The sequence below is a fragment of the Vibrio sp. OY15 genome, from assembly GCF_000742455.1.
Lineage (GTDB): Bacteria > Pseudomonadota > Gammaproteobacteria > Enterobacterales > Vibrionaceae > Vibrio > Vibrio alginolyticus.
Genome location: NZ_JPIL01000001.1, coordinates 617,568 through 640,814 on the forward strand (window position 1 = coordinate 617,568; position 23,247 = coordinate 640,814).

Consider the following 23,247-nt stretch of genomic DNA (forward strand, 5'->3'; position numbering starts at 1 on the left):
GTCGTTTGTTTGCTTCATGTTCTATGTTCTGAGGTAGCCTTTGCCTCTCATGCTTGATAAGAAGAAGTTTAGAGCCAACGCTAAAGATAGTAATACAATTCCTAATGCAACTCCTTGCGCAAAAGCACCTTTACTGCTTTCCATTGCGATAGCCGTGGGAATATTTCGCGTCACGCCCATAATGTTCCCACCAACCATCATTGAGCAGCCCACCTCGGTCACGATACGTGAAAACCCTGCAATGATAGCCGCAAGTAGAGGAAAGCGGGTTTCCCAAATCATCGTAGCTGCCAAGCGCGGAATGGAGACGCCCAGCGTGATGGCAGTTTCCACTGCACGACGGTCGCTAGATTGTAATGCACCATGCATCATCGATACCAAAACAGGGAAGCAGATCACCATTTGGCCGAAGATCATTGCCTTCTGAGTGAACAGCATTTGCCAGTCTCCCCAAGGGCCAGCACGCGACAGCAACATGTACAGCAACAGGCCAATCACCACGGTAGGGACCGCTTGCAGCGTATTTACGATCGACAACAAAAACCATTTACCGCGAAAGTCGGTATACGCCAGTACAAAGGACATCAAAATAGCCGGCAATACCACTAGGGATATTGCCGTGATAGAAACACTAAAGGAGACCGCAACGATCTCCCATAGGTCTGCATCAAAATTCACCAGTAAGCGAAGCGCTTCCAGTGTTGTATCAGCAAGATTCATATTGCGTTATTTGCTCTCAGCATTCGCAACAAACAGTTGTTTACCGTTTAGGCGGAAACCATTGATAAGTTCCTGTCCGCGAGGGTTTACCAACCAATCACTGAATGCCTTCGCACCTTGGTAGTTAATCGTTGGGTAACGCTCAGGGTTAACAAGAATAACTTGGTACGGGTTAAACAGTTTTTCATCGCCTTGGAACAGAATTTCTAGATCCAATTTGTTTTGGTAAGCCAGCCATGTGCCGCGATCCGTCATGGTGTAGCCTTGCATTTCAGACGCCATGTTTAGAGTTGGGCCCATACCTTGACCTACGCTACGGTAGCCACCAAAGTTCGGTTCGATTTTAGTTTGAGCCCAGAAGCCCATTTCTTTTTTGTGTGTACCAGAATCATCGCCGCGAGAGATGAACGTTGCGTTTTTGTTTGCGATCTCTTTGAATACATCTAACACGCCTTCGTCATTTTTGATTGTTGCTGGGTCAGCTTTCGGGCCTACAATCACAAAGTCGTTGTACATTAGCTTGCGAGGTAAAACGCCGTAGCCTTTCTCAACAAATGCGCCTTCAGCTTTTGGTGCATGTGTCATCACCAAATCTACGTCACCGTTTTCGCCCATTTTTAAGGCTTTACCAGTACCTGCAGCAATAACATCGACTTTGTAGCCCGTGTCTTTTTCAAATTGTGGAAGCAGGTAATCAAGTAAACCTGAATGGTAAGTACTGGTTGTGGTTGCAAGGCGAACGTGTTCTCCGTCTTGAGCAGAAAACGCAGAGTAACTTACAAGCGTGATAGACGTTGCAGCCAGAGTTAGCGCAATTTTTTTCATTTTTATGTGTTCCTTTCCAATGATTCTTTGGAATCTCTCCAGGTTTTAGGGAGAAGCCTTTTTGGACGAGAGCGATTAGCGTAATACGCAAGTTGTCTCAGGGTGTTGGAATAAGCAAACATCAACATCCTGAGATCACTTAAATGCGCTCCGTATCCACCTTATAGCAAACAAGATGCCAACCTTTTACAAGCTTAAAGTGCTTGGTTTATGCACTAAATCATGGGGTTATTTGCATAAAAGTTTGCGTTGGTACAAAATGTCGCACTTTTTGTAGGGTATCTCTGTTTAAACTTGGTACACTCTGTCCCATCGAAATCCATCTGGGGTAAATATGTCTACTCAATCCCATCTTAGTACAAACCAACAATATAGCGCCTTTTCCGTACTGGTCGTCGATGATGAATTAGGCATGCAAGCCATCTTGAAAAAGGCATTGGGTAAGCTTTTTTCACATGTCGATACAGCTGGTAGCATCGAAGAAGCAGAACAACTGCGTAATTCTCGACATTATGATCTGATCTTACTGGATATTAATCTGCCAGGGCGTTCTGGAATTGAGTGGGAAGAAGCGTTTGAAGATGATGACAAACGTGCCGATGTGATTTTTATGACGGGTTATGCGGATTTAGAAATTGCCATTCGAGCGCTACAGCTCGGTGCTTCCGACTTTATCCTCAAACCATTCAACCTTGAGCAGATGTTAAAAGCGGTCAGTCGCTGTATGGATCGCCGTTTGAACGAACGCATGCAGTACGCCATGACACGCGATTACCAACGTCACAATACCTCAGAGATCATCGGCGGCTCAGAAAAAACGCGCCTGCTTAAGCAACTTATTAACCAATTTGCACCATCACGCGCTTCTGTTTTGGTGGAAGGTGAGTCGGGTACGGGTAAAGAGCTAGTTGCACGAGGTATCCACCAGGCGAGTGGGAGAACGGGCCCGTTTGTGCCAATCAACTGCGGCGCGATTGCACCTGAGCTTTTAGAGAGTGAGTTGTTTGGTCATACATCGGGCGCGTTTACCGGTGCAAAAAAATCGCGTGAAGGTTTGTTCCGTGTTGCTAACGGTGGCACCTTATTTCTTGACGAAATCGGGGAGATGCCACTTGCAATGCAGGCATCATTATTACGTGTGTTAGAGCAGCGTACGATTCGCCCTGTCGGTTCAGAAAGAGAGATCAGTATTGATGTCCGTATCGTAGCGGCAACCAACCGAAACCTGCAAGAAGAGGTCAATCAAGGTAATTTCCGCAGTGACCTCTATTACCGTTTAAACGTTCTGAAAATTGAAGTGTGTCCGCTGCGAGAGCGCAAAACCGACTTATTTGAGTTGGTGCCATTTTTCAGCAACATGCTGACGCGCGAGCTCGGTATGCCTGCGCCCAAATGGGCGCACGAGGACATGGAAGCCATGAGTGAGTACGATTGGCCGGGAAACATTCGTGAGCTGAAAAACTTGATTGAGCGTTGTATCTTGCTTGGCAAACCACCTGCACACTATTGGCGAGAGCTGAATGGCGGGCATTCACTGCCTAATGTATCGATTACTGTTTCTCACTCTGCTGAGTTACCAACCTTTAGAGAAGGCAAAGAATTTACTGGCGAAGGCTATCCAAACAGCTGGACGTTAAAAGAAGTCGAGAAAGCACATATTAAACAAGTCGTTAACTTGCATGAAGGCAATAAGTCTGCTGCTGCTCGTGACTTGGGCGTAGCTCGCAAGACCTTAGAACGTAAATACAAAGAATGGGATTCTGAGGATGAGGAATATGCCGACTAACGGCCCACAGTACAAAGGATTGTCAAAATGGACGCACCGTTTTAAAACCATGGTGCGTTATCGCTTGTTATTCTTAACCTCTGCGCCGATTTTCCTCACATTGTTAGCTCTGATCGGCATTACCATTTATTGGTCTATTCATTACACGTGGCAAAATGCGCTGCTTGATGTCTCGGAGCGTCTTGGTGTTGCAAATAACAGCGTAACGTTGTTACAGCAAAAGCAAGCCAATTACGTGCGGGCGTTTGCCGATTCGTACGATTTCCGTATTCGCATTAATCAAGGAACGCCACAAGGTGACCTGCAAAAGTGGGTCACAGAGCAGAAGAAAAGATATGCTTTAGATTTTCTCTCTTTCCAACGCGTTAATTCCATGGAAAACAAATTCCGCTTTATGGATCTCACCAAGCGCGAATCGTTTTTTGATGTACTCAATAAAGAAGAACTCGAACGCCTCGATCCTGAACTCGCCAAACGAGCTGAAGTGCCTATTCTTGCTGATGGTGACAGGGAAGTGCGTGGGTTAGTCAGTCGAACCGTGATTCCGGTATACAGCCAAGCGAACGATTTGATCGGCTTTCTTGATGGTGGTTTGCTCCTTAACAACAGCACAGTGCTGGTGGATCAAATCCGCGATCTCATTTACTTAAGTGATAATGACCGCCTTCGCCCTGTGGGTACGTTGACGGTATTTCTCGATGATTTGCGTGTGAGCACCAACGTTCCTCTAGACAGCGATCATAGACTAGGGCGCGCCATAGGCACTCGCGTGAGCGCAGAAGTGTATAACCAAGTACTTTCGAAGGGTGAACAGTGGGTTGACCGAGCATATGTGTATGACGCTTGGTATATTACGGCGTATCAACCGATCAAAGACCAATACGACAACGTCATTGGTATGCTTTATACCGGTTACCTAATGTGGCCATTCGTTAAAGCCTACATGACCAACATTGCCGAAATCAGCTTGATTACGGTTATGTTATTGCTGGTTTCTGGCGTGATGGTATATCGCGGTTCTTATGATCTGTTTCGACCGATCGAACGCATTCACAAAGTGGTGAAGCAGGTCCAACAAGGTAAAGAAAAACGGATTGGCCCGTTAGGATTAGATGCCGATCATGAACTTGCGCAGTTAGCCAGACAGTTTGATGATATGTTAGACGCGCTAGAAGAGCGCAAAATTGAACTGAAAAACTCCGCAGCTCAACTTGAATGCAAAGTTCAAGAGCGTACGGCAAGCCTGAGAGAAAAAACCCAAGATCTTGAGCTGCATATTCAATTGCTTAACCAAACTCGCGACAAACTCGTTGTTCATGAAAAACTGGCAGCATTGGGAGAACTCACCGCGGGGATTGCTCACGAAATTAATAACCCAACCGCCGTGATTCTTGGCAACGTAGAATTGATCCATTTTGAATTGGGTGACGATGCAAGTCGAGTACAAGAAGAAATTGATGCGATTCACGCGCAAATTGATCGTATCCGCAATATCACACGCAGTTTATTGCAATACAGTCGCCAAGGCGGTGTTCAAGATGAAATCACTTGGCAACATGTCAATCCTATCATTGATGAAAGCATCACCTTGGTTAAAACTGGCACCAAGAAACGCGACGTTGAGTTTGTGACTGACCTACAAGCGCATACGTCCGTTGAGATAAACCGTCACCACTTGCTACAAATCTTAGTTAATTTGCAAATGAACGCCATTCACGCAATGAGCGGTAAAGGAACTTTAACAGTAGTCAGTGAAGACTGGATTGACGAGGGAGAAGTGAAAGGAGCCGCGATTCATGTTATCGATGAGGGCTGCGGTATTAAACCAGAAAACTTGAGTCGAATCTTCTCGCCATTTTACACAACGAAACGAGAAGGCACAGGGTTAGGGCTATCGGTCTCCCAAAGTATTCTCAGCCAAACGGGTGGTGAGTTAAAAGCAGAGTCTGAATGGGGAAAAGGCAGTAAATTCAGTATTTATTTACCTAAAAAAGCCGAACTGATCCTAGAGGTGACGAACATCGCTTAGTCACTTTTTTGAAGCATTAATGGAAAAAGAGCCACTGACGATAGTGGCTCTTTTTTGTATTTGATGACGCATTTATGTTTACGCTTTTGCTTCTTAGAAACCTTACAATGATTTCACTTGGAGTGAATTAATAAAAACAACACTTGCAGTATGTAGCATGAACAAGTACCGTTGCCCGGTTTTTCTAAATACACCCCAATTGCTAAGGTAAAGGTTTTGATCTCCACAGCGAATATTACTCAACAATTCGGCGCTAAGCCGCTATTCGAAAACATTTCAGTTAAGTTCGGCGAAGGCAATCGCTACGGCTTAATTGGAGCTAACGGTTGTGGTAAATCAACCTTTATGAAGATCCTCAGCGGCGAGCTTGAGCAAACCAGCGGTAACGTGAGCTACGATCCAAACGAGCGCGTTGCAAAACTGAACCAGGACCAGTTCGCTTACGAAGAATTTACTGTAATCGATACCGTTATCATGGGTCATAAAGAGCTATGGGAAGTGAAGAAAGAGCGTGACCGCATCTACTCACTTGCTGAAATGAGCGAAGAAGACGGCATGAAAGTGGCTGACTTAGAAGTTCAGTTTGCTGAAATGGACGGCTACATGGCAGAAGCCAAAGCGGGCGAGCTTCTTCTTGCTGTAGGTATCCCAATGGAGCAACACTTCGGTCTAATGAGTGAAGTAGCACCAGGCTGGAAACTTCGTGTGCTTCTAGCGCAGGTTCTATTCGCAGACCCAGATGTGATGCTTCTTGACGAACCTACCAACAACTTGGACATGGACACAATTCGTTGGTTGGAAGACACGCTAAACGCGCGTAACTGCACAATGATCATCATTTCGCACGACCGTCACTTCCTAAACTCAGTATGTACACACATGGCTGACTTGGACTACGGTGAACTACGCGTTTACCCTGGTAACTACGACGAGTACATGACGGCGGCTTCTCAAGCTCGCGAACGTCTACTAAACGACAACGCTAAGAAGAAAGCACAAATCGCTGAGCTACAAACGTTCGTTGCGCGTTTCTCTGCAAACGCATCGAAAGCAAAACAAGCGACATCTCGTGCGAAGCAAATCGACAAGATCAAATTGGACGAAGTGAAAGCGTCTAGTCGTCAAAACCCATTCATTCGTTTTGAACAGTCTAAAGAGCTGTTCCGTAACGCTCTGATTGTAGAAAACCTGAGCCAAGGTTTTGAAGAGGACTTGTTCTCAGACTTCAATGCAATTTTTGAAGTGGGAGAGCGCGTTGCGATCATCGGTGAAAATGGTGTGGGTAAAACAACACTTCTAAACACGCTTGCTGGTGTACTTGAACCGCGTGCTGGTGAGTTCAAATGGTCTGAAAATGCAAACATCGGTTACTACGCGCAAGACCACGCGCATGACTTTGCAGAAGATATGAATCTAACGGATTGGATGGGTCAATGGCGTCAAGAAGGTGATGACGAGCAAGTCGTTCGTGGTTTCCTTGGTCGTATGCTGTTTGGTCAAGATGACATTAAGAAGTCAGTAAAAGTACTGTCTGGTGGTGAGCAAGGTCGTATGCTGCTTGGTAAGTTAATGATGCACAAGCCAAACATGCTGCTAATGGACGAACCAACCAACCACATGGACATGGAATCAATTGAATCTTTGAACACGGCGCTTGAGCAATACAAAGGCACGTTGTTCTTCGTCTCTCACGACCGTGTATTCGTAGACTCGCTAGCAACGCGTATTATCGAAATCCGCGATGGTAAAATCACAGACTTTAAAGGCACTTACTCTGAGTTCCTAAAATCTCGTGGCGTTGACGCGTAATTACTCGCAAAGCGTTTAAAAAGCAAAAGCCTCGCTATTTAGCGAGGCTTTTTTTATATTTGGCCTTAATCCTTAAACTGACCTGTTATATACGCATAGATTCCGACTACGCCAAAGGTAATAATCATAGAAAGCATGATACCGCTGGGCGTAAGCAGAAAATTCCACAATTGGTCATTATTCATAGTCCACATCCTCTGTGAATCCGCATTATTGGTTTTAGTTTACACTGAAAAGGTGTTATTGGTTGCCTTTTACATCAAATTCAACCTTGTCGGCTCCTGTAAACACTTGGAAGCGCAAACCTTTCGCACGCGCAATGGTCGTAATACCAAATTGCTTCGCTAGATCTAACCCCATTTGAGTAACGCCAGAGCGAGAAAGCAGAACAGGAATGCCCATTTGAGCCACTTTAATCACCATCTCTGATGTAAGGCGACCAGTTGTGTAGAAAATTTTATCTTCACCTGTTTCTTCTTTGAGCCACATCTCACCTGCAAGTGTATCCACTGCGTTGTGACGGCCGACATCTTCCACAAATGACAACACTTCATTACCTTTGCAAACCGCACAGCCGTGTACTGCGCCCGCTTTTTTGTAGGTGTCGTTGTAATGAGTTAACGCTTCCAGCGCAGAATAAATTTCTGACTGCTTAAGAGAAACTTGAGGCACTTGATAATTTTCAAGCTGCTTCATCACGTTGCCATACATAGTGCCTTGGCCACAACCTGAGGTGACGGTTTTCTTTTTCAGGGCGCCTTCTAAGTGTTCAGTGTTTTCTTTAGTAATCACCGCTGCGGAATGCGTTTCCCAGTCAATAATAACGGATTCAATCGCGGCTGGATCGGACAGGAAGCTTTGGTTTTTTAAATAACCCAGTACTAGTGCTTCTGGACGCGAACCTAGCGTCATGAGCGTGACCACTTCTTTCCAGTTCAGCATGACCGTAAGAGGACGCTCGCAAGCGATTTGCTTCGTGAGCTTTTCGCCGTACTCGTCGTACACATCGACTTCAATGGTTTGCAGGGGATTTTCACTGGTTTTAATAATATTTGGTTTCAGCACAGTCGTGTCCTAGTGATTAAGAGCGTTAGGTTGCTACGCATTTTAGCTTGTTAAGTGGCTAGCAAATCTCATTCCAAAATAGCGGTTCCCACAGAAATTGCGAGGTTTTATGTCAACAATGCATTAAAACTGCGAGTTCGCAGTAATGACACATCAATACATTTGAGTTTCGTCTAGTTTGGTACTTATAGCCTGAGGGAGTATATAGACTAAGTTATATCAGCTTGGCGCGTTTATTGCTTCGAAGACAATAAAAATGGTCGAAAACGGGGGCAAAATCTCTTGTGTGTTTTCAGGCCAAAAATAGAAAGACTGGGTGAGTTATGTCGGATAAGAAAGATTTCGAAAAAAATTACGAAAAGACTGAGGATACATGGCCAATCGGCGTAGAGCTTGTTGAGCATGAGATCAGTACAGGGATTTGGGTGACAACCCAATGGCAGTTGACAGGATTTGCGCTGAATCCGACGGAAGAGACTCCAGATGTTTGTCCGTTGCAATTACATAAAGATGAACGTACAGACTACCGCTTTAACTTAAGCTCTCAGAAACCTAAACTCTTTTTAGTGATGGATAACGTCGAGTCTGGTGAAAAACCAGCGATACAGTTACTGACGGCTTCACAATCTGTTGCGGCGCAATATATGGATGGTGATAACCTTGTACTATCTAACGATATGCCGTTAGCCGTTCAGGCTTGGATGGAAGCCTTTATTGGTCGTCACGGTGAGTTGTTAGAAGTAAGACGCAAGAAACGCAAAGGAGCAGGCAGAGCAAATGGCAACTAGTTTTTTAAGCCGTTGGTCGAAACGTAAACTAGAAGAATCTTCCCAACATGATGAAGAGATCACGCCGATAGCAGAGACGGCGCAATCCGAAGATAGTGTCACAGCGCTTTCAAACGCTGGCGAAAGCTCAGATGCTTTGAACGTCAATGAGGATAGTCAGGCTCCAGACATTACCGCGAGTGTAGAGACTGAAAAAACCGAAGAAATGTCTGTGGCGCAACTGCTGGTTTCTGAAGCTTCAGAAAGTGTTAAGAAAGCTGCGCTGCGCAAAATGTTCTTGTCCGAAGAATTTAACGTGCGTGACGGCCTAGACGATTACGATGATGATTACAGTAACTTAAAGTCACTTTCTCAAGACGTCGCTGAGACGCTGCGTGATTGGGTTAAAGACAAAGTGGAAGACGAACCAGACGCCGAAACTGCGCAAGGGTCTGAGCTTAACGCTAACGATATCGCATCTGAGGTAGTTGAAGACGCAGAGTCAAACACCGACAAAAGTGGCCAAATTACTCAATATGAAAGTGAGCTGTATATAAATACAGTGTCTAGTGAAAGTGATACTTTTGCTGAAGAATCACAGCCTAACGAGGTGAGACAAAATATACCACACAAAGAATAGGTACATTTTGACTAAACACTCAATGAGCCGGCTGAGACAAAATGTCTCAACCGGTTTTTTTATCCCTACTATTTGTCAGTAAAATTGATAACCTATTGATTTTCAGTTGATATTTTATTGGCATGACACTTGCTATTTGTTGCTCAATACCAATATGGTTGAAGTTAGTACGGACGCACTGCGTAGTATTCATCGCCTATAGACGGCGGAGTAAGAATGCTCATTGATAAGTTAATCAGCAGAATCTCCGGCGCTAACTACACTAAGAAATGGAAAAGACTATCCATGTTCATAAATGGAATTGAGCAATGCTGAAACAATTATTAGAACAAGCAACTTCCAATAACGGTAAAGCGAGGCTGTACGCTTTCGAAAATACCGTAGAGTTGACCAATCTTATTCCACCAACCGTAAGCTATGAAAGCGGCGGTAATACTTTGATTGTGGGCCCAACAGCAATCATCGAAAGTGCGGCAGCGCAATTGTCGCAAATGAACAGCCTAACGCTGCTTTCTACCGATGGCGAAAAGGGCACAAATCCCGAGCTTTATTACGCCAATTCGGTTCAGGTTTCAGGGTTCTTAGGTACGTTTGAAGTTCTGATTGAAAATCATGGTTCGACCAACAATCTTGCCAAGGTCTCGATCAATAGCGATTGTTTCGATATCGTACTCGATCTTTGCCTTAGCAGCTGCATGTCGGAAGAAGTCCCAGTACCGGGCTACTACCCAGTAGGTCGTGGCTATCCGAAACTGGCTGAAGCGTTGGAAGAGATTCCAACCTTAATGGGGACGTTCGATAAACCGAAATTCTTCCGTTTAGATACCGATTTATGTGCACACAGCTCTCGTGGCGTAAAAGGTTGCGAACGGTGTGTGGATGCTTGTCCGGCAGGGGCACTATCGAGTGAAGGCAGCGACAGAACGGGCCATCGCATCGAGATCAACCCATACCTATGTCAAGGCGTGGGTACTTGTGCTACAGCGTGTCCGACAGAAGCGATTCATTACGCACTGCCAAACCCTGAAGATACGCAAAAGTTTATTGAACGTACGCTCGCCAACTATGAGCAAGCGGGTGGTTTAGATCCTATCGTATTGATTTGTAGTTCTCGCCACGAGAGCTACAACGTGATGGCACTAAAAGCACTGCCAGATAATGTGATTCCAATTGTGGTGGAAGAACTGCCTTCGGTTGGTATTGATACTTGGTTCGCCGCGCTTGTGAATGGTGCTACTCAGGTGCTGTTTGCGGCTTCACGTTTTATGCCTCAAACCATTATTCGCGTGCTTAATAGCGAAGTAGGTATTGCTCAAGAGCTGCTCGGTCAGCTTGGTATCGCCAAAGAAACCATCGACATTCTGTATCTAGAGTCACTACGTGAAGGTGCTCCGACACTTTGTACTGAGTCTTTTGATTTGGCATTAGGTGATTTGCAAGGTAACAAACGTCAGCGTCTATTTACGGCGTTGGATGCGTTGTCCGCATCACGTATTCCAGTTGAGAACATTGTTGAACTTCCAGCGAACGCACCTTACGGCACAGTCTCTTGTGAAAGTAAAGGTTGTACGTTGTGTATGAGCTGTGTGGCGGTGTGTCCAACACGTGCATTGCATACGGACGGTCGATCTCCGTCGCTTAAATTCGTCGAGCAAGACTGCATTCAATGTGGGCTGTGCGAGAAAGCGTGTCCAGAGAAAGTGCTGACGCTTACTCCTCGTATGAACTGGGTGAAAGAAGAACGCCAGAAAGCGGTTGTGATTCATGAAGAAAAGGCAGCCGAGTGCATTCGTTGTCACAAGCCTTTTGCTCCGCAATCGATGATCGACATGCTACAAAACAAGTTACGCGGTCACTCTCATTTCTCTGATGAAGCGGCGATCAATCGTATCGCGATGTGTGAAGACTGCCGTGTGATCGACATGTTTGAGTCGATGGCAGAAGACCCAATGAAACAATTGAAATACTAGGAGCTCGCAGTGGACACACAACAAGAACAAACACTGAGAACAGACATTTATCTCGTTCTATCTGCACTTTTTCGTAGTGCGCCTAGTGATGAAATGCTGACGTTCCTGAAATCGCTAGAAATTGAACCGTCTGAGAGCGCGATGCAAAAAGCTTGGCTCGCACTGCAACAAGCCGCGAACGAAGCGCAGCGAGAAGCGTTAGAAGAAGAATATCAAGATCTGTTTATTGGCATTGGACGTGGTGAAGTTGTGCCATTCGGATCTTGGCATCGCACTGGCTCGATGATGGAAAAACCGTTAGCGGAAATTCGTCGCGATTTGGATCTTTTAGGCATCGAACGAGAAGAGAACGTGAAAGAGCCTGAAGACCATATTTCTGCACTGTGCGAAGTGATGGCAATGCTGACAGGTGAAGAGGAAGAACTTCAACAAGCGGTGTTTAACAAACACATCGCCCCTTGGTTCCAATCTTTTACGCGCCAACTAGAGAGCGCAGAAAGCGTGAACTTCTACAAGCCAGCTGCACAGCTTTGCGATGCGTTTTTAACGTTAGAGCAAGTGCGCTTTAGCGTGAACACCAAAAGCAGTAAGAACAAATTAAAAATTGATGTGAAAAACGTCACTGATTACGAGTAATCGAGCAGTACTTGGTCATATCGATAGAGAGGCATGAGTCTCCAAAGATCTACCGTAAGGTAAGGAAGCAATGATGAAAGATAATAAAGAAATAAACACAAGCCGTAGGGATCTCCTAAAAGGCTTCACAACCGCTGCCGTTGCCGGTGCTGTTGTTGCGGGAACCACGAAAGTGGCCGTTGCTTCAGAAACGGTTGAGCCTTCTGAAAACGACGTGAAGAAGAAAGGGTATCGTGAAACTCAACACATTCGCGATTACTACGACACACTTTAGGAGATAACGGATGAAACTTGTCAAACGCTCCGACAGTGTGAGCAAAGAAACGAACCAGCTTGGCGTATCTCGTCGTGCATTCATGAAAAACACTTCGCTTGCCGCTGGTGGTGCAGTGGTTGGTGCTAGTCTATTCGCACCGGGAATGATGAAAAAAGCGCAAGCAAAATCAGTCGATCCAGAAGCGAAAACAGAAGTAAAACGTACTATCTGTTCTCACTGTTCAGTGGGTTGTGGTATTTACGCAGAAGTTCAAAATGGTGTTTGGACGGGTCAAGAGCCTGCATTCGACCACCCATTTAACGCCGGTGGTCACTGTGCAAAAGGCGCAGCACTGCGTGAACATGGCCACGGTGAGCGCCGTCTTAAATACCCAATGAAGCTTGAAAACGGTAAGTGGAAAAAGCTTTCTTGGGATCAAGCGATCGAAGAAATCGGTAACAAGGTGATGGACATCCGCAAAGAGTCTGGGCCTGATTCGGTTTACTTCTTGGGAAGCGCAAAGCACAGCAACGAACAAGCGTACTTGTTCCGCAAAATGGCATCACTTTGGGGTACGAACAACGTTGACCACCAAGCGCGTATTTGTCACTCAACAACCGTGGCGGGTGTAGCGAACACTTGGGGGTACGGTGCGATGACCAACTCTTTCAATGACATGCACAACTGTAAGTCGATGCTATTCATTGGTTCAAATCCAGCTGAAGCACACCCAGTAGCGATGCAGCACATTCTGATCGCGAAAGAGAAGAACAACTGTAAGATCGTCGTAGCGGATCCTCGTCGTACACGTACGGCAGCAAAATCGGATCACTATGTATCACTTCGTCCTGGTTCTGACGTAGCATTCATTTGGGGTGTGTTGTGGCACATCTTCGAAAACCAATGGGAAGATAAAGAGTTCATCCGTCAACGTGTATTCGGTATGGATGAGATCCGTGCTGAAGTGGCGAAATGGACGCCAGCAGAAGTTGAGCGCGTAACAGGCGTAAGCGAAGAAGACGTTTACCAAACAGCAAAACTGCTTTCTGAAAATCGCCCGGGCTGTATTGTTTGGTGTATGGGTGGTACTCAGCATACTACTGGTAACAACAACACACGTGCTTACTGTGTGCTTGAGCTAGCGCTTGGAAACATTGGTAAATCAGGCGGCGGTGCAAACATCTTCCGTGGTCACGATAACGTACAAGGCGCAACCGACCTTGGCGTACTTTCTGACACGCTACCGGGCTACTACGGCCTTTCTGAAGGCGCTTGGCGTCATTGGTCAAAAGTGTGGGAAATCGATTACGAATGGATCAAAGGTCGTTTCGATGACAACGCTTATAGCGGTCAGAAACCAATGCACAGTGCAGGTATTCCTGTATCTCGTTGGGTTGATGGTGTACTGGAAAACAAAGACAACATTCGTCAACGCGAAAACATCCGTGCAATGTTCTACTGGGGACACGCAGTTAACTCTCAAACACGTGGTGTTGAGATGAAAAAAGCGATGCAGAAGTTGGACATGATGGTGATTGTGGACCCTTACCCAACGGTTGCTGCGGTAATGAACGACCGTACCGACGGCGTTTACCTGCTTCCTGCAACAACACAGTTTGAAACACACGGCAGCGTTACCGCATCTAACCGCTCTCTACAATGGCGTGATCAGGTGATTGAACCTTTGTTTGAATCAAAACCAGACCACGAAATCATGTACCTGCTTTCGAAGAAACTGGGCTATTCAGATCTTCTGTTCAAAAACATCCGTGTTGAAAACAACCAGCCGGTGATTGAAGACCTGACGCGTGAATTCAACAAAGGCATGTGGACGATTGGTTACACAGGCCAAAGCCCAGAGCGTTTGAAAGCGCACCAACAAAACTGGCATACGTTCCACAAAACCACATTGGAAGCGGAAGGTGGCCCTGTCAACGGTGAAACCTATGGTCTACCTTGGCCATGCTGGGGCACACCAGAAATGAAACACCCAGGTACACACATTCTGTACGATACGTCTAAGACGGTTGCAGAAGGTGGCGGTAACTTCCGTACGCGCTTTGGTGTGGAATTTGAAGGCAAGAGCCTTCTTGCAGAAGACAGTTATTCGAAAGGCTGTGAAATCAAAGACGGTTACCCAGAGTTCACTGACAAGTTGTTGAAACAACTTGGTTGGTGGGACGACCTAACTGCTGAAGAGAAAGTGGCAGCAGAGGGTAAAAACTGGAAGACTGACCTTTCTGGCGGTATTCAGCGTGTCGCGATCAAGCACGGTTGTATTCCATTTGGTAACGCGAAAGCGCGTGCGATTGTTTGGACGTTCCCAGACCGTGTGCCACTGCATCGTGAACCACTTTACACACCACGTCGTGACCTTGTAACGGACTACCCAACTTGGGAAGACAAAGATGCAATCTTCCGTGTTCCTACGTTGTATAAATCCATTCAAGAGCAAGACAAATCGGGCGAGTACCCAATCGTTCTGACTTCTGGCCGTCTGGTTGAATACGAAGGTGGTGGTGAAGAGACGCGTTCAAACCCTTGGCTTGCCGAGCTTCAACAAGAAATGTTTGTTGAAGTGAACCCGAAAGACGCGAACGATCTTGGCTTTAGAGATGGTGATGATGTTTGGGTTGAAGGTGCAGAGAAAGGACGAATCAAGGTGAAAGCGATGGTAACACGTCGTGTGAAACCTGGTTTGGCGTTCATTCCGTTTCACTTTGGCGGTAAGTTCGAAGGTGAAGACCTACGTCCTAAATACCCAGAAGGTACACAGCCTTACGTTGTTGGCGAATCGGCTAACACGGCAACCACTTACGGTTACGACCCGGTTACCTTGATGCAGGAAACCAAAGTAACCCTATGTAACATTCGTAAAGCGTAAGGAGTCTGACAATGGCACGAATGAAATTTCTATGTGACACCAAACGCTGTATCGAGTGTAACGGCTGTGTTACTGCATGTAAGAACGAAAACGACGATGCGCTTGAATGGGGCATTCAACGTCGCCGCGTGGTAACACTAAACGACGGTGAAGCTGGTGAAAACTCTATCTCTGTTGCTTGTATGCACTGTACCGATGCGCCTTGTATGGCAGTTTGTCCAGCTGATTGTTTCGAGCATACCGAAGACGGCATCGTTCTTCACAATAAAGATCTGTGTATCGGTTGTGGTTACTGTTTGTTTGCTTGTCCGTTTGGCGCACCTCAGTTCCCTAAACAAGAAGCGTTTGGCGAACGTGGCAAAATGGATAAATGTACTTTCTGCGCGGGCGGCCCAGAAACAGAGCCTGGCTCTGAGGAAGAGCGCCAAAAATACGGTGCGAACCGTATCGCAGAAGGCAAGTTACCGATGTGTGCATCGCTTTGTTCAACCAAAGCGCTGCTTGCGGGTGACGCAGAGAAAGTCTCTGACATTTTCCGTCAACGTGTGGTAGAACGCGGCGCGAAAAACGCAGGTTGGACAGACGGAAACGATCTTTCTTACGATGCGACGAAAAGCTAAGTAAGGAGAGGCACATGTTAAACACGCTTAAACGTGCATCTCTAGCAATGCTGTCAATGATGACGGCATTGCTGCTGACTTTTGCAATGCCTGCTTCAGCAGAGGAACAATCTTCTAAAGTTATTCAACAGGAGATCACGCAACTCGCCGGGGCAGACTATTGGCGCGAAGTCAGAGAGGGGCAAGAAGGCTACACCACGTCTCAATCGCCAGAACATGGCGTATTGATCAGTAAACCCGGTGAGACTTGGTACATTCTAAAAGAGAAATGGATGTCTCCTGCTGGTGCTGTCGCGATTTTCGGCAGTATCGCGATGGTTATCATGGCTTACGTATTTGTTGGCCCTTTGATGCTAAGTAAGCCTCGTACAGGCAAAAAGATGAAGCGTTGGTCTCGTTTAGACCGCGCGCTTCACTGGAGTATGGCGTTTACATTCTTAACGTTGGCATTCAGTGGTTTGATGCTGGTTTACGGTAAGCACTTCTTAAAACCGTACGTTCCTACTGAGTTCTGGGGCTTTATCGTCATGTTGGCGAAGCAGTACCACAATTACATGGGACCATTGTTCTTCATTTTACTGATGCTCGTGCTCTTTAAATGGTGGCGCAAGTCGATTCCAAACATGACAGATGTTCGTTGGTTTATGAAAATGGGCGGCATGGTTGGTAAACACAAAGGCACACATCCGTCAGCTGGTTTCTCAAACGGTGGTGAGAAGGCAATCTATTGGTTGTTAATCTTCTTTGGTGCTATCGCGGCAGTGAGTGGCTTAGTTCTGGACTTTCCTATCTTTGGCCAAACTCGCCGTGACATGGAGCTTTCTAACTTAGTTCATGCGATTTCGGCGCTGATTCTAATCTGTGGCTTTATCTTCCACATCTATATTGGTCTATTCGGTATGGAAGGTGCGCTAGAAGGCATGGTGACAGGTGAAGTTGATGAAACATGGGCGAAAGAGCATCACGATCTTTGGTATGAGGAAGTGAAGTCCAAAGAAGCGATGGGTGAAACAGATACGGCACAAACGGAAGTAAAAGGAGCGAAAGCGAATGAACAAACCTCATAACGGGATTTGGGTTGCGTACATCCTGAGCTGTCTGACCCCGTTTACGTTTCTGATCTCAGGCGTTATCGCAATTATCTATGCGGGTTACCGATTAGATAAGGGAGAAGACAGCGACGTAGTGATTTCTCATTACTACGGTTTAATTCGCACCTTCTTTCTCTACCTGACGTTTTTTGTTGTGTTGATCGTCACCGTCGCGACTTCTAACGGTGTACTCGTTGGCGTGAGTGATTATTGGTTGCATAGTACTTTGCTTGAAACCATCGCTTACTTTATTCCTTGGGTAGGGATGGTGTTTGCTGCATTAGCCATCTTGGTGTGGTTTATGCGAATGTTTCAAGGGATGCAGCAACTGCTCAATAACCAACCACACAGACCATCGACAGGTCCAAACCTTTAATCAGTATTCTTTAAGCAAAACCGCCGTAATAGGCGGTTTTTTTGTTGCTGTTTTGTCTCAAATATGAAGCGTTGAGTCGCAGTGGTGATACTTGATGCAACTTATTGAGTGAATTTACGTAACTGGGCAGAAAATCATAGTTAAGTAAGAAACATGTAAAAAAATCGCGTCACGATGAGACATTAGTCTCACTCACGCTATTGTTCATTTACTCAGGATTCATCGTCCCGTTAAAGTACGCTGCGCTCAGAAATTCAAAGAGTTGCATACGTGAAAATTGCCATCAATACATTCAGTCTACGCATACAGAGGAATCTCTATCGGAGGATGTTTGATTAAGGCATCTTGCTCTCACAAATAAAAAGAGCGAAACGAGCATTAAATGATGCGGCAAGGTAAGAAAAGGACAAACACGTTACGGCTATGATCCCTCAATTCGTCATTCCTATCACGAATCGCTTTGGCGAAAGTTATCACTTCTCTGGTCAGTTACTTACTAGCGGCGAACCTAAAACATTCGTGACCAAACAAGAGGCAATAGAGTTTCTTGAGAGCTTTGGTGAGCTTGACCTTCGCTCTGTCGAGGACTTGTTCTATACGATTGGTCAATTCAAGCCAAACATACCTGACGGTGAGCTTACTTCCCAACACTATAATTCAACGTTTGCCAATGCTTTGGTGAACGGTGATTTGCATGTCGCTCGAATTGTACCTACCGGCGAAAACTACGCACTCTCGTCAGCGGTTACGCCTCCACCGACTCAAAATACCGTCAATGCAAAACCATCGAAGGGAAAGGGGAAGTCGAATAAAAAGAGTGGCAGAAGTGCCGCATCCGCCAAGCCTCAGCAACAAAGCAGCGAAAAACATGAGAAAGCCGGTGATCCTGTATCACTTGTGACGGGTGAAGAAATTCTCGAACTCTATGATATCGAGCTACAACAAGGTACTACTTGGCAGCGTACTTACCGCTCTTCGCAGTCGGATGTAAATCATGGAATGGGCTTTGGTTGGCGACATGCATTTCAGTTTGAATTACGCGAAAAGACGAACGAGAAAGACAATGTTATCGCTTGGGAGTTTGTTGACGATAAGGCCGATATCACAGAATTTGAGCCAGTAGATATTGGAGCAACAAGTTATCAAATATACGCTGGTGCGAGCTGTTATTTCCTGAGCTCAACAACTCGGATTGTAACGCTCGCTAATGGGCATCAATATCGGTTTGAGCAAAAAGATGATCGCTGGCTTGTTAAACAAGTTAGAAATGGCACGTTTTCAACGTTTCAATTGCAGTATTCTCGAAACCATCGATTGATCGAGATCGCATATAACAAGCGTCCGGTTCTTGAATGTCAATATGATAAGCAAGGACGCCTTGTAGAACTGCTTAATGCAAAGTCCCAAAAAGTTCTGACAACTTATACCTATGATGAGCACGATGATTTGGTCAGTGCAACTAATCATTTAGGCTTAAAGGAACAGTATCAATACCGCGGCCATTTAATTGTTAAGCGTGTACGACCAACTGGCTTTACTCATTATTTTGAATGGGATGGCGAAGGTGCAAAAGCGAAGTGCATCAGAAACGTTGGGGACGCAGGAATTTATGACTATCGCTTCCATTATCAGGGAAATCATTCTTCTTATTCTGACTCGTTAGATCATCAATGGTCTTTCTTGCATGACGAGCAGGGTAACTTACTCGAGAAAATAAGCCCCACAGGTAAAACTTGGCGATGGCAATATGATGAACTAGGACGAAAAGCACAAGCTATCTATCCTGATCAGTCAACGGTCAATTATCAATATAATCAGCATGGTCAATTAGTCTCTAAGTTTCATTCCTCTGGAAAAGAAATTCAATATGGTTATGACGGCTTAGGTAAGTTAGTTAAAACGGTTTCACCTGATGGGGATATCGAGAAGGCTTACTACAATAGCCTCGGTCAAAGAGTTTGGGATACCGATCAGTTCGGCTGTGTCACGGAATATGATTACGATAAACACGGTCAAGTCGTCAAAAAAGAGTCTGAAGATGGTAAGAAAAGTCAGTGGTGGTGGGATGAACAACAAAGACTTATCGCGAATGAAATAGACGGTACATTACTTCGTTATAGCTACAATGAAGAAGATTTAGTGAATGGCGTTGCTTATCCCGATGGGTGTATTGCTCAACTCGCTTATGATCAATTTGGCAGGCGTACATCAGTTCGTTATTTTAACGACGAAGACAAAGTCGGTTATAGCGAAGAATATTCTTACGATGAGCACAGCCGTGTTGCTCAGATTCGAACGCCAGCAGGCATTACCTCGTATCAATGGGGAGCACTCGCGCAACAAGAAGCAGTCATCTTTCCCGATGGCAGCCATATTTCTTATGAATACGATCAACAACGTAACCTGACTAAATTAGTTCGGAGTGACGGCTTAGAGTTCGAATTCCTGTATGACGATGAAGGCCAGCTGTCAGGAACTGTCGGGTTTGATAATCTACAAAGCCAATTTGATTATGATCATATGGGACGGATCCATCGTAAGCAAGTCGCCGATAGGACGGTGCTGTATCGCTATGACGCTGCGGGTTATCTCATGCACGTCAAAGCAGGAAATGGTAGCAGTATTGTAGAGAACCACTTCAATTATACGCTTGGTGGGCGACTTACTTTCGCATCCAATCGCCATCACACATTGCAATACCAATACTCTTCATTCGGGCATTTAACAAAGCGCATTCAAGGCCAGTTTGAGATAGCGCAGGAGTTTAACAGAGTTGGCCAACGCGTATCTCAGGTACTGCCAGATAATACGGAGCTGAACTTCTCTTATGATCGATATGGGCGTTTTTCAGCGATTCGATTTGGAAACCTAGATTTACCTCAAATCAAATTTCATTACGATGAAATGGGACGAGTTTCCCAAATTGAAACGGCACATTTTAATGAGCGCATCATTTATGATGGTGTTGGTCGTTTGGTCGAACAACATTGGCCTGATAGAGAGAAAAAGTACGTTTACAATGCGCAAAACCGTATTTCATCAATCATTGATAATACGGCAGGAGCAACACACTATCAGTACGATGCCTTAGGGCAACTTAAACGAGTCAATGCTTCCGGAGAAGTGACTAAGTTTGAATACGATAGTTTTGGCAATCCTACTTTGCCATCTTCAGAGGTATTCGCTGATCGTATTGAAGTACACGATGATGTACGGTTCAAATATGACGCGCAAGGAAATCAGACAAAACGTGAGGGGCAAGGACACGTTCAGACTCGCGTATTTGATGCGTTAAATCAGCTCATTGAAGTTCACACCGACGATGGCATCAGTCAATATGAATATGATGCATTAGGGCGCAGAACGAAGAAAATTACACAACAAGGCGTTACGGAGTTCCTGTGGGAAGGTGAACGTTTAATTGGTGAACGCTCTTCAGGTGCTTTCCGTTGGTACCTATATCAACCAGAAACCTACACGCCAGTGGCACTGCTAGAAAATGACGTTATTTATTGGTACCAGTGCGATCAAGTTGGTAAACCAGAGCGACTGATCGATTGCGAGGGGAATGTTGTATGGAGTGCCAGCTACGATGCTCACGGCTTTGCTCATGTACATATTGAAAATGTAGCAAATCCACTGCGTTTTCAAGGGCAGTACTTCGATCAAGAAACCAACTTACATTACAACCTCGCTCGGTATTACGATCCTAAACTAGGACGTTTTATCCAACAAGATCCGATATCTATTGCTGGTGGTATTAATCATTACCAATATGCAGTCAACCCTATCCAGTGGATTGATCCAACAGGTTTCCTTTGTGAAGAAGGGCTAAAACGCTTGGGTCAAATGTTGGCAGAGTATCAGGCGCAAAGCGATGTCCCCCAAGAGGTTTGCGATCAGATTTTAGAAGCAGCAAAAGAATCATCCGTCGGAGAAGATGGCGTTCGCTCGCAAGTCAAAATCCGAAAACCAAAAGGTAAAAATCATATCCGATATGAGTACGATTTAGACCATATTGATTGCGAGAAGAACGAGATTACTTTTTATCGCCACATTAATCATTCTGACGGAAGCAAACATGAAGTGCAGTACGTAGTCGGGATAGAAGAGTTTGTTAATGCTCACGTGTTTGATTCAGAGAAGGTCGGTGGCGATAAGACCTGCACCATCTTCACCGAGGACCTAGTGCTGAATAAAGCGGATTACAAGGATAACTCAGAATTCGAATTCAATAATAAGGATGAGGATGAGAAATACAAACTTTCTGAAGAATGCAAACAAAAGGTTGATGAGTGTTTAGCAGAACGTCAAAAGGCAATGGATGCGCGTAGCGGCGAAGAAGGGCATAACGCCCAAATTGCTAAAATTAACCAGCAGTCAGCAAAAATTGGTGAGTTGGTCGCGGATGACTTTGTTCGGAATATACGCCCTAATGCTAAGTTGATCCATCCCAAAGACCTTGCAACTTCGGGATCGAAACCAGGTGATTTCGATATGGTGTACCTCTCAGATGATCCTGAAGAAATCATCATCGTCGAGGCTAAGGGTGGCAGCAGCCCGCTCGGCAGTCGTAAAATTGGAAATATGGCATATCAGCAAGGGACAACTGAATATACAGCAGCAATTATTGGTGAGATGTCTAAGCAAGAACAAGGTACAACGGAAAAGATTGCTGCAAATCACATCAAATCCGCTATCAAAGATGATATTCCGATTCGTTATATTCATACACAAGCAGAAATATCTTCAGATGGTAAAGTCGCGAAAATTAAAGCGAAAGAATTTGATATAGACATGGGAGAATTTGGAAATGTTTGATGCCAAGGAATTAAAAAAGATTGAGCGATTGGCTCATATTAGTCTAACTCAAGCGGCAATAGATGCTTACAGAGAAGAAGTAAAAGAGAACTTAGATAAACGAAAAAGGCGCATTGCGATAAAAAGAGAAAACTTGGTTTATTTGAGTGATGATGTGTCTGAGCAAATTCGCCTGTATACATGGCTACCTCCATTAAATGATGATGAGAGAACCGGCACACTATGTCTATATGAAGCATCATTAATGCGTGCATTTTATCATCAGCTCGCCATGAGACCTGACGAGCCTCAAAGTATTCAATTACCTGGATACCCGGAAGTAACCTGGAAAGGTGAAGGTATTTTAAAAACGGGGTGTTTACACCCTAACCGATGGCTTGATGCTTATTTCACTTCGGTGATCGTGCGTGACAGGCCAAGTATGGACGTATTGGCGAGCTTTCCGGTTTCTCTGATGAAACAAAGTTCTACGAAGGCTGGTGAGCTTTCTTACATGCTGGTGGATGTGATTCAGTCATTCCACAACCGCACATCGGATTACCCCGATAAGCTAGTCGCAGCAATGGACGCTGCAGTTGCTCAGGGTGATGACTGGGCATTAGAAATCGCCATGGGCATTTTAGAAACCTTTGCCGCCCTGACAACCGATATTGATTATGACTTTGAAGAGGTACTCATTAAGAACCTGCAGTTCCAGGAGCAATATCAAATGCGCTTGGATGCTCCTAAAAAATTGATTTCAATCGAAACCTTCATCTCTTTCCCTCTGCTTGGCATGGCTTGTATGTGGTACGACAAAGGTAACTGTTTATCTGTTGAAACCGGTTGGCTTCCTCCTTATCTCGTTGAAGGGCGTTGGCTAGAAGATGTAAAAGTAGGGAAGATCACACGATAAATTATCATTTATATAGAAATTCAGTATATAAGCCACCTTTCACGAGGTGGCTTATAT

Annotated in this window: 17 protein-coding genes; 14 read left to right on the forward strand and 3 right to left on the reverse strand. The window is 45.2% G+C overall.

Annotated features, from left to right (window positions below):
* Positions 1-21 precede the first annotated feature (21 nt).
* The gene (locus IJ23_RS02700; protein ID WP_005389524.1) at positions 22-720 is read right to left on the reverse strand and encodes an ABC transporter permease; all 699 of its coding nucleotides are present in this window, start codon (positions 718-720) and stop codon (positions 22-24) included.
* Positions 721-726: 6 nt separating this feature from the next.
* Entirely contained in the window at positions 727-1,545 is an 819-nt protein-coding gene (locus tag IJ23_RS02705) for a substrate-binding domain-containing protein (RefSeq protein WP_005389522.1), read from the reverse strand.
* Positions 1,546-1,879: 334 nt separating this feature from the next.
* On the opposite strand from IJ23_RS02705, the gene IJ23_RS02710 reads away from it, so the two are divergent.
* From IJ23_RS02710 to IJ23_RS02720, 3 genes are all read left to right on the forward strand, one after another.
* Positions 1,880-3,331, forward strand: a complete 1,452-nt coding sequence (locus IJ23_RS02710; RefSeq protein ID WP_017820677.1) for a sigma-54-dependent transcriptional regulator — start codon at positions 1,880-1,882, stop codon at positions 3,329-3,331.
* Positions 3,321-5,360 carry a sensor histidine kinase gene (locus IJ23_RS02715; RefSeq protein ID WP_033905270.1) on the forward strand — a complete coding sequence of 680 codons (2,040 nt, stop codon included), beginning with the start codon at positions 3,321-3,323 and terminating at the stop codon, positions 5,358-5,360. Before IJ23_RS02710 ends, IJ23_RS02715 begins: the two co-directional genes overlap by 11 nt.
* Before the next feature lie 216 nt (positions 5,361-5,576).
* Positions 5,577-7,169 carry an ABC-F family ATPase gene (locus IJ23_RS02720; RefSeq protein ID WP_025766654.1) on the forward strand — a complete coding sequence of 531 codons (1,593 nt, stop codon included), beginning with the start codon at positions 5,577-5,579 and terminating at the stop codon, positions 7,167-7,169.
* Between the two features lie 240 nt (positions 7,170-7,409).
* Here the strand turns inward: IJ23_RS02720 and IJ23_RS02730 are convergent, their stop codons facing one another.
* Positions 7,410-8,234 carry a formate dehydrogenase accessory sulfurtransferase FdhD gene (locus IJ23_RS02730; protein WP_005377552.1) on the reverse strand — a complete coding sequence of 275 codons (825 nt, stop codon included), beginning with the start codon at positions 8,232-8,234 and terminating at the stop codon, positions 7,410-7,412.
* A 323-nt stretch (positions 8,235-8,557) separates the two neighbouring features.
* Here IJ23_RS02730 and IJ23_RS02735 point away from each other — a divergent pair, with 323 nt between their 5' ends.
* From IJ23_RS02735 to IJ23_RS02785, 11 genes are all read left to right on the forward strand, one after another.
* Entirely contained in the window at positions 8,558-9,022 is a 465-nt protein-coding gene (locus tag IJ23_RS02735) for a DUF3305 domain-containing protein (RefSeq protein ID WP_033905271.1), read from the forward strand.
* The gene (locus IJ23_RS02740) at positions 9,012-9,641 is read left to right on the forward strand and encodes a DUF3306 domain-containing protein (protein ID WP_033905272.1); all 630 of its coding nucleotides are present in this window, start codon (positions 9,012-9,014) and stop codon (positions 9,639-9,641) included. Before IJ23_RS02735 ends, IJ23_RS02740 begins: the two co-directional genes overlap by 11 nt.
* 308 nt (positions 9,642-9,949) lie before the next feature.
* Entirely contained in the window at positions 9,950-11,611 is a 1,662-nt protein-coding gene (locus IJ23_RS02745) for a 4Fe-4S dicluster domain-containing protein (protein ID WP_033905273.1), read from the forward strand.
* Positions 11,612-11,620: 9 nt separating this feature from the next.
* Entirely contained in the window at positions 11,621-12,247 is a 627-nt protein-coding gene (locus IJ23_RS02750) for a TorD/DmsD family molecular chaperone (RefSeq protein ID WP_033905274.1), read from the forward strand.
* A 73-nt stretch (positions 12,248-12,320) separates the two neighbouring features.
* Entirely contained in the window at positions 12,321-12,521 is a 201-nt protein-coding gene (locus IJ23_RS02755) for a twin-arginine translocation signal domain-containing protein (protein ID WP_005377542.1), read from the forward strand.
* Positions 12,522-12,531: 10 nt separating this feature from the next.
* Positions 12,532-15,387, forward strand: coding sequence for a formate dehydrogenase subunit alpha (locus IJ23_RS02760; RefSeq protein WP_005377539.1), 2,856 nt, complete (start codon positions 12,532-12,534; stop codon positions 15,385-15,387).
* 11 nt (positions 15,388-15,398) lie between these two features.
* Complete coding sequence (gene fdh3B, locus IJ23_RS02765; RefSeq protein WP_005377536.1) at positions 15,399-16,007, forward strand: formate dehydrogenase FDH3 subunit beta; 609 nt, start codon at positions 15,399-15,401, stop codon at positions 16,005-16,007.
* Between the two features lie 14 nt (positions 16,008-16,021).
* Entirely contained in the window at positions 16,022-17,074 is a 1,053-nt protein-coding gene (locus IJ23_RS02770) for a formate dehydrogenase subunit gamma (protein WP_005377534.1), read from the forward strand.
* On the forward strand, positions 17,058-17,474 hold the full coding sequence (locus tag IJ23_RS02775) for a membrane protein (protein ID WP_005377532.1): 417 nt from the start codon (positions 17,058-17,060) through the stop codon (positions 17,472-17,474). Before IJ23_RS02770 ends, IJ23_RS02775 begins: the two co-directional genes overlap by 17 nt.
* A 423-nt stretch (positions 17,475-17,897) precedes the next feature.
* On the forward strand, positions 17,898-22,295 hold the full coding sequence (locus IJ23_RS02780; protein ID WP_033905275.1) for an RHS repeat-associated core domain-containing protein: 4,398 nt from the start codon (positions 17,898-17,900) through the stop codon (positions 22,293-22,295).
* Positions 22,288-23,190 carry an immunity 49 family protein gene (locus IJ23_RS02785; RefSeq protein WP_033905276.1) on the forward strand — a complete coding sequence of 301 codons (903 nt, stop codon included), beginning with the start codon at positions 22,288-22,290 and terminating at the stop codon, positions 23,188-23,190. Before IJ23_RS02780 ends, IJ23_RS02785 begins: the two co-directional genes overlap by 8 nt.
* The last annotated feature ends 57 nt before the right edge of the window (positions 23,191-23,247 follow it).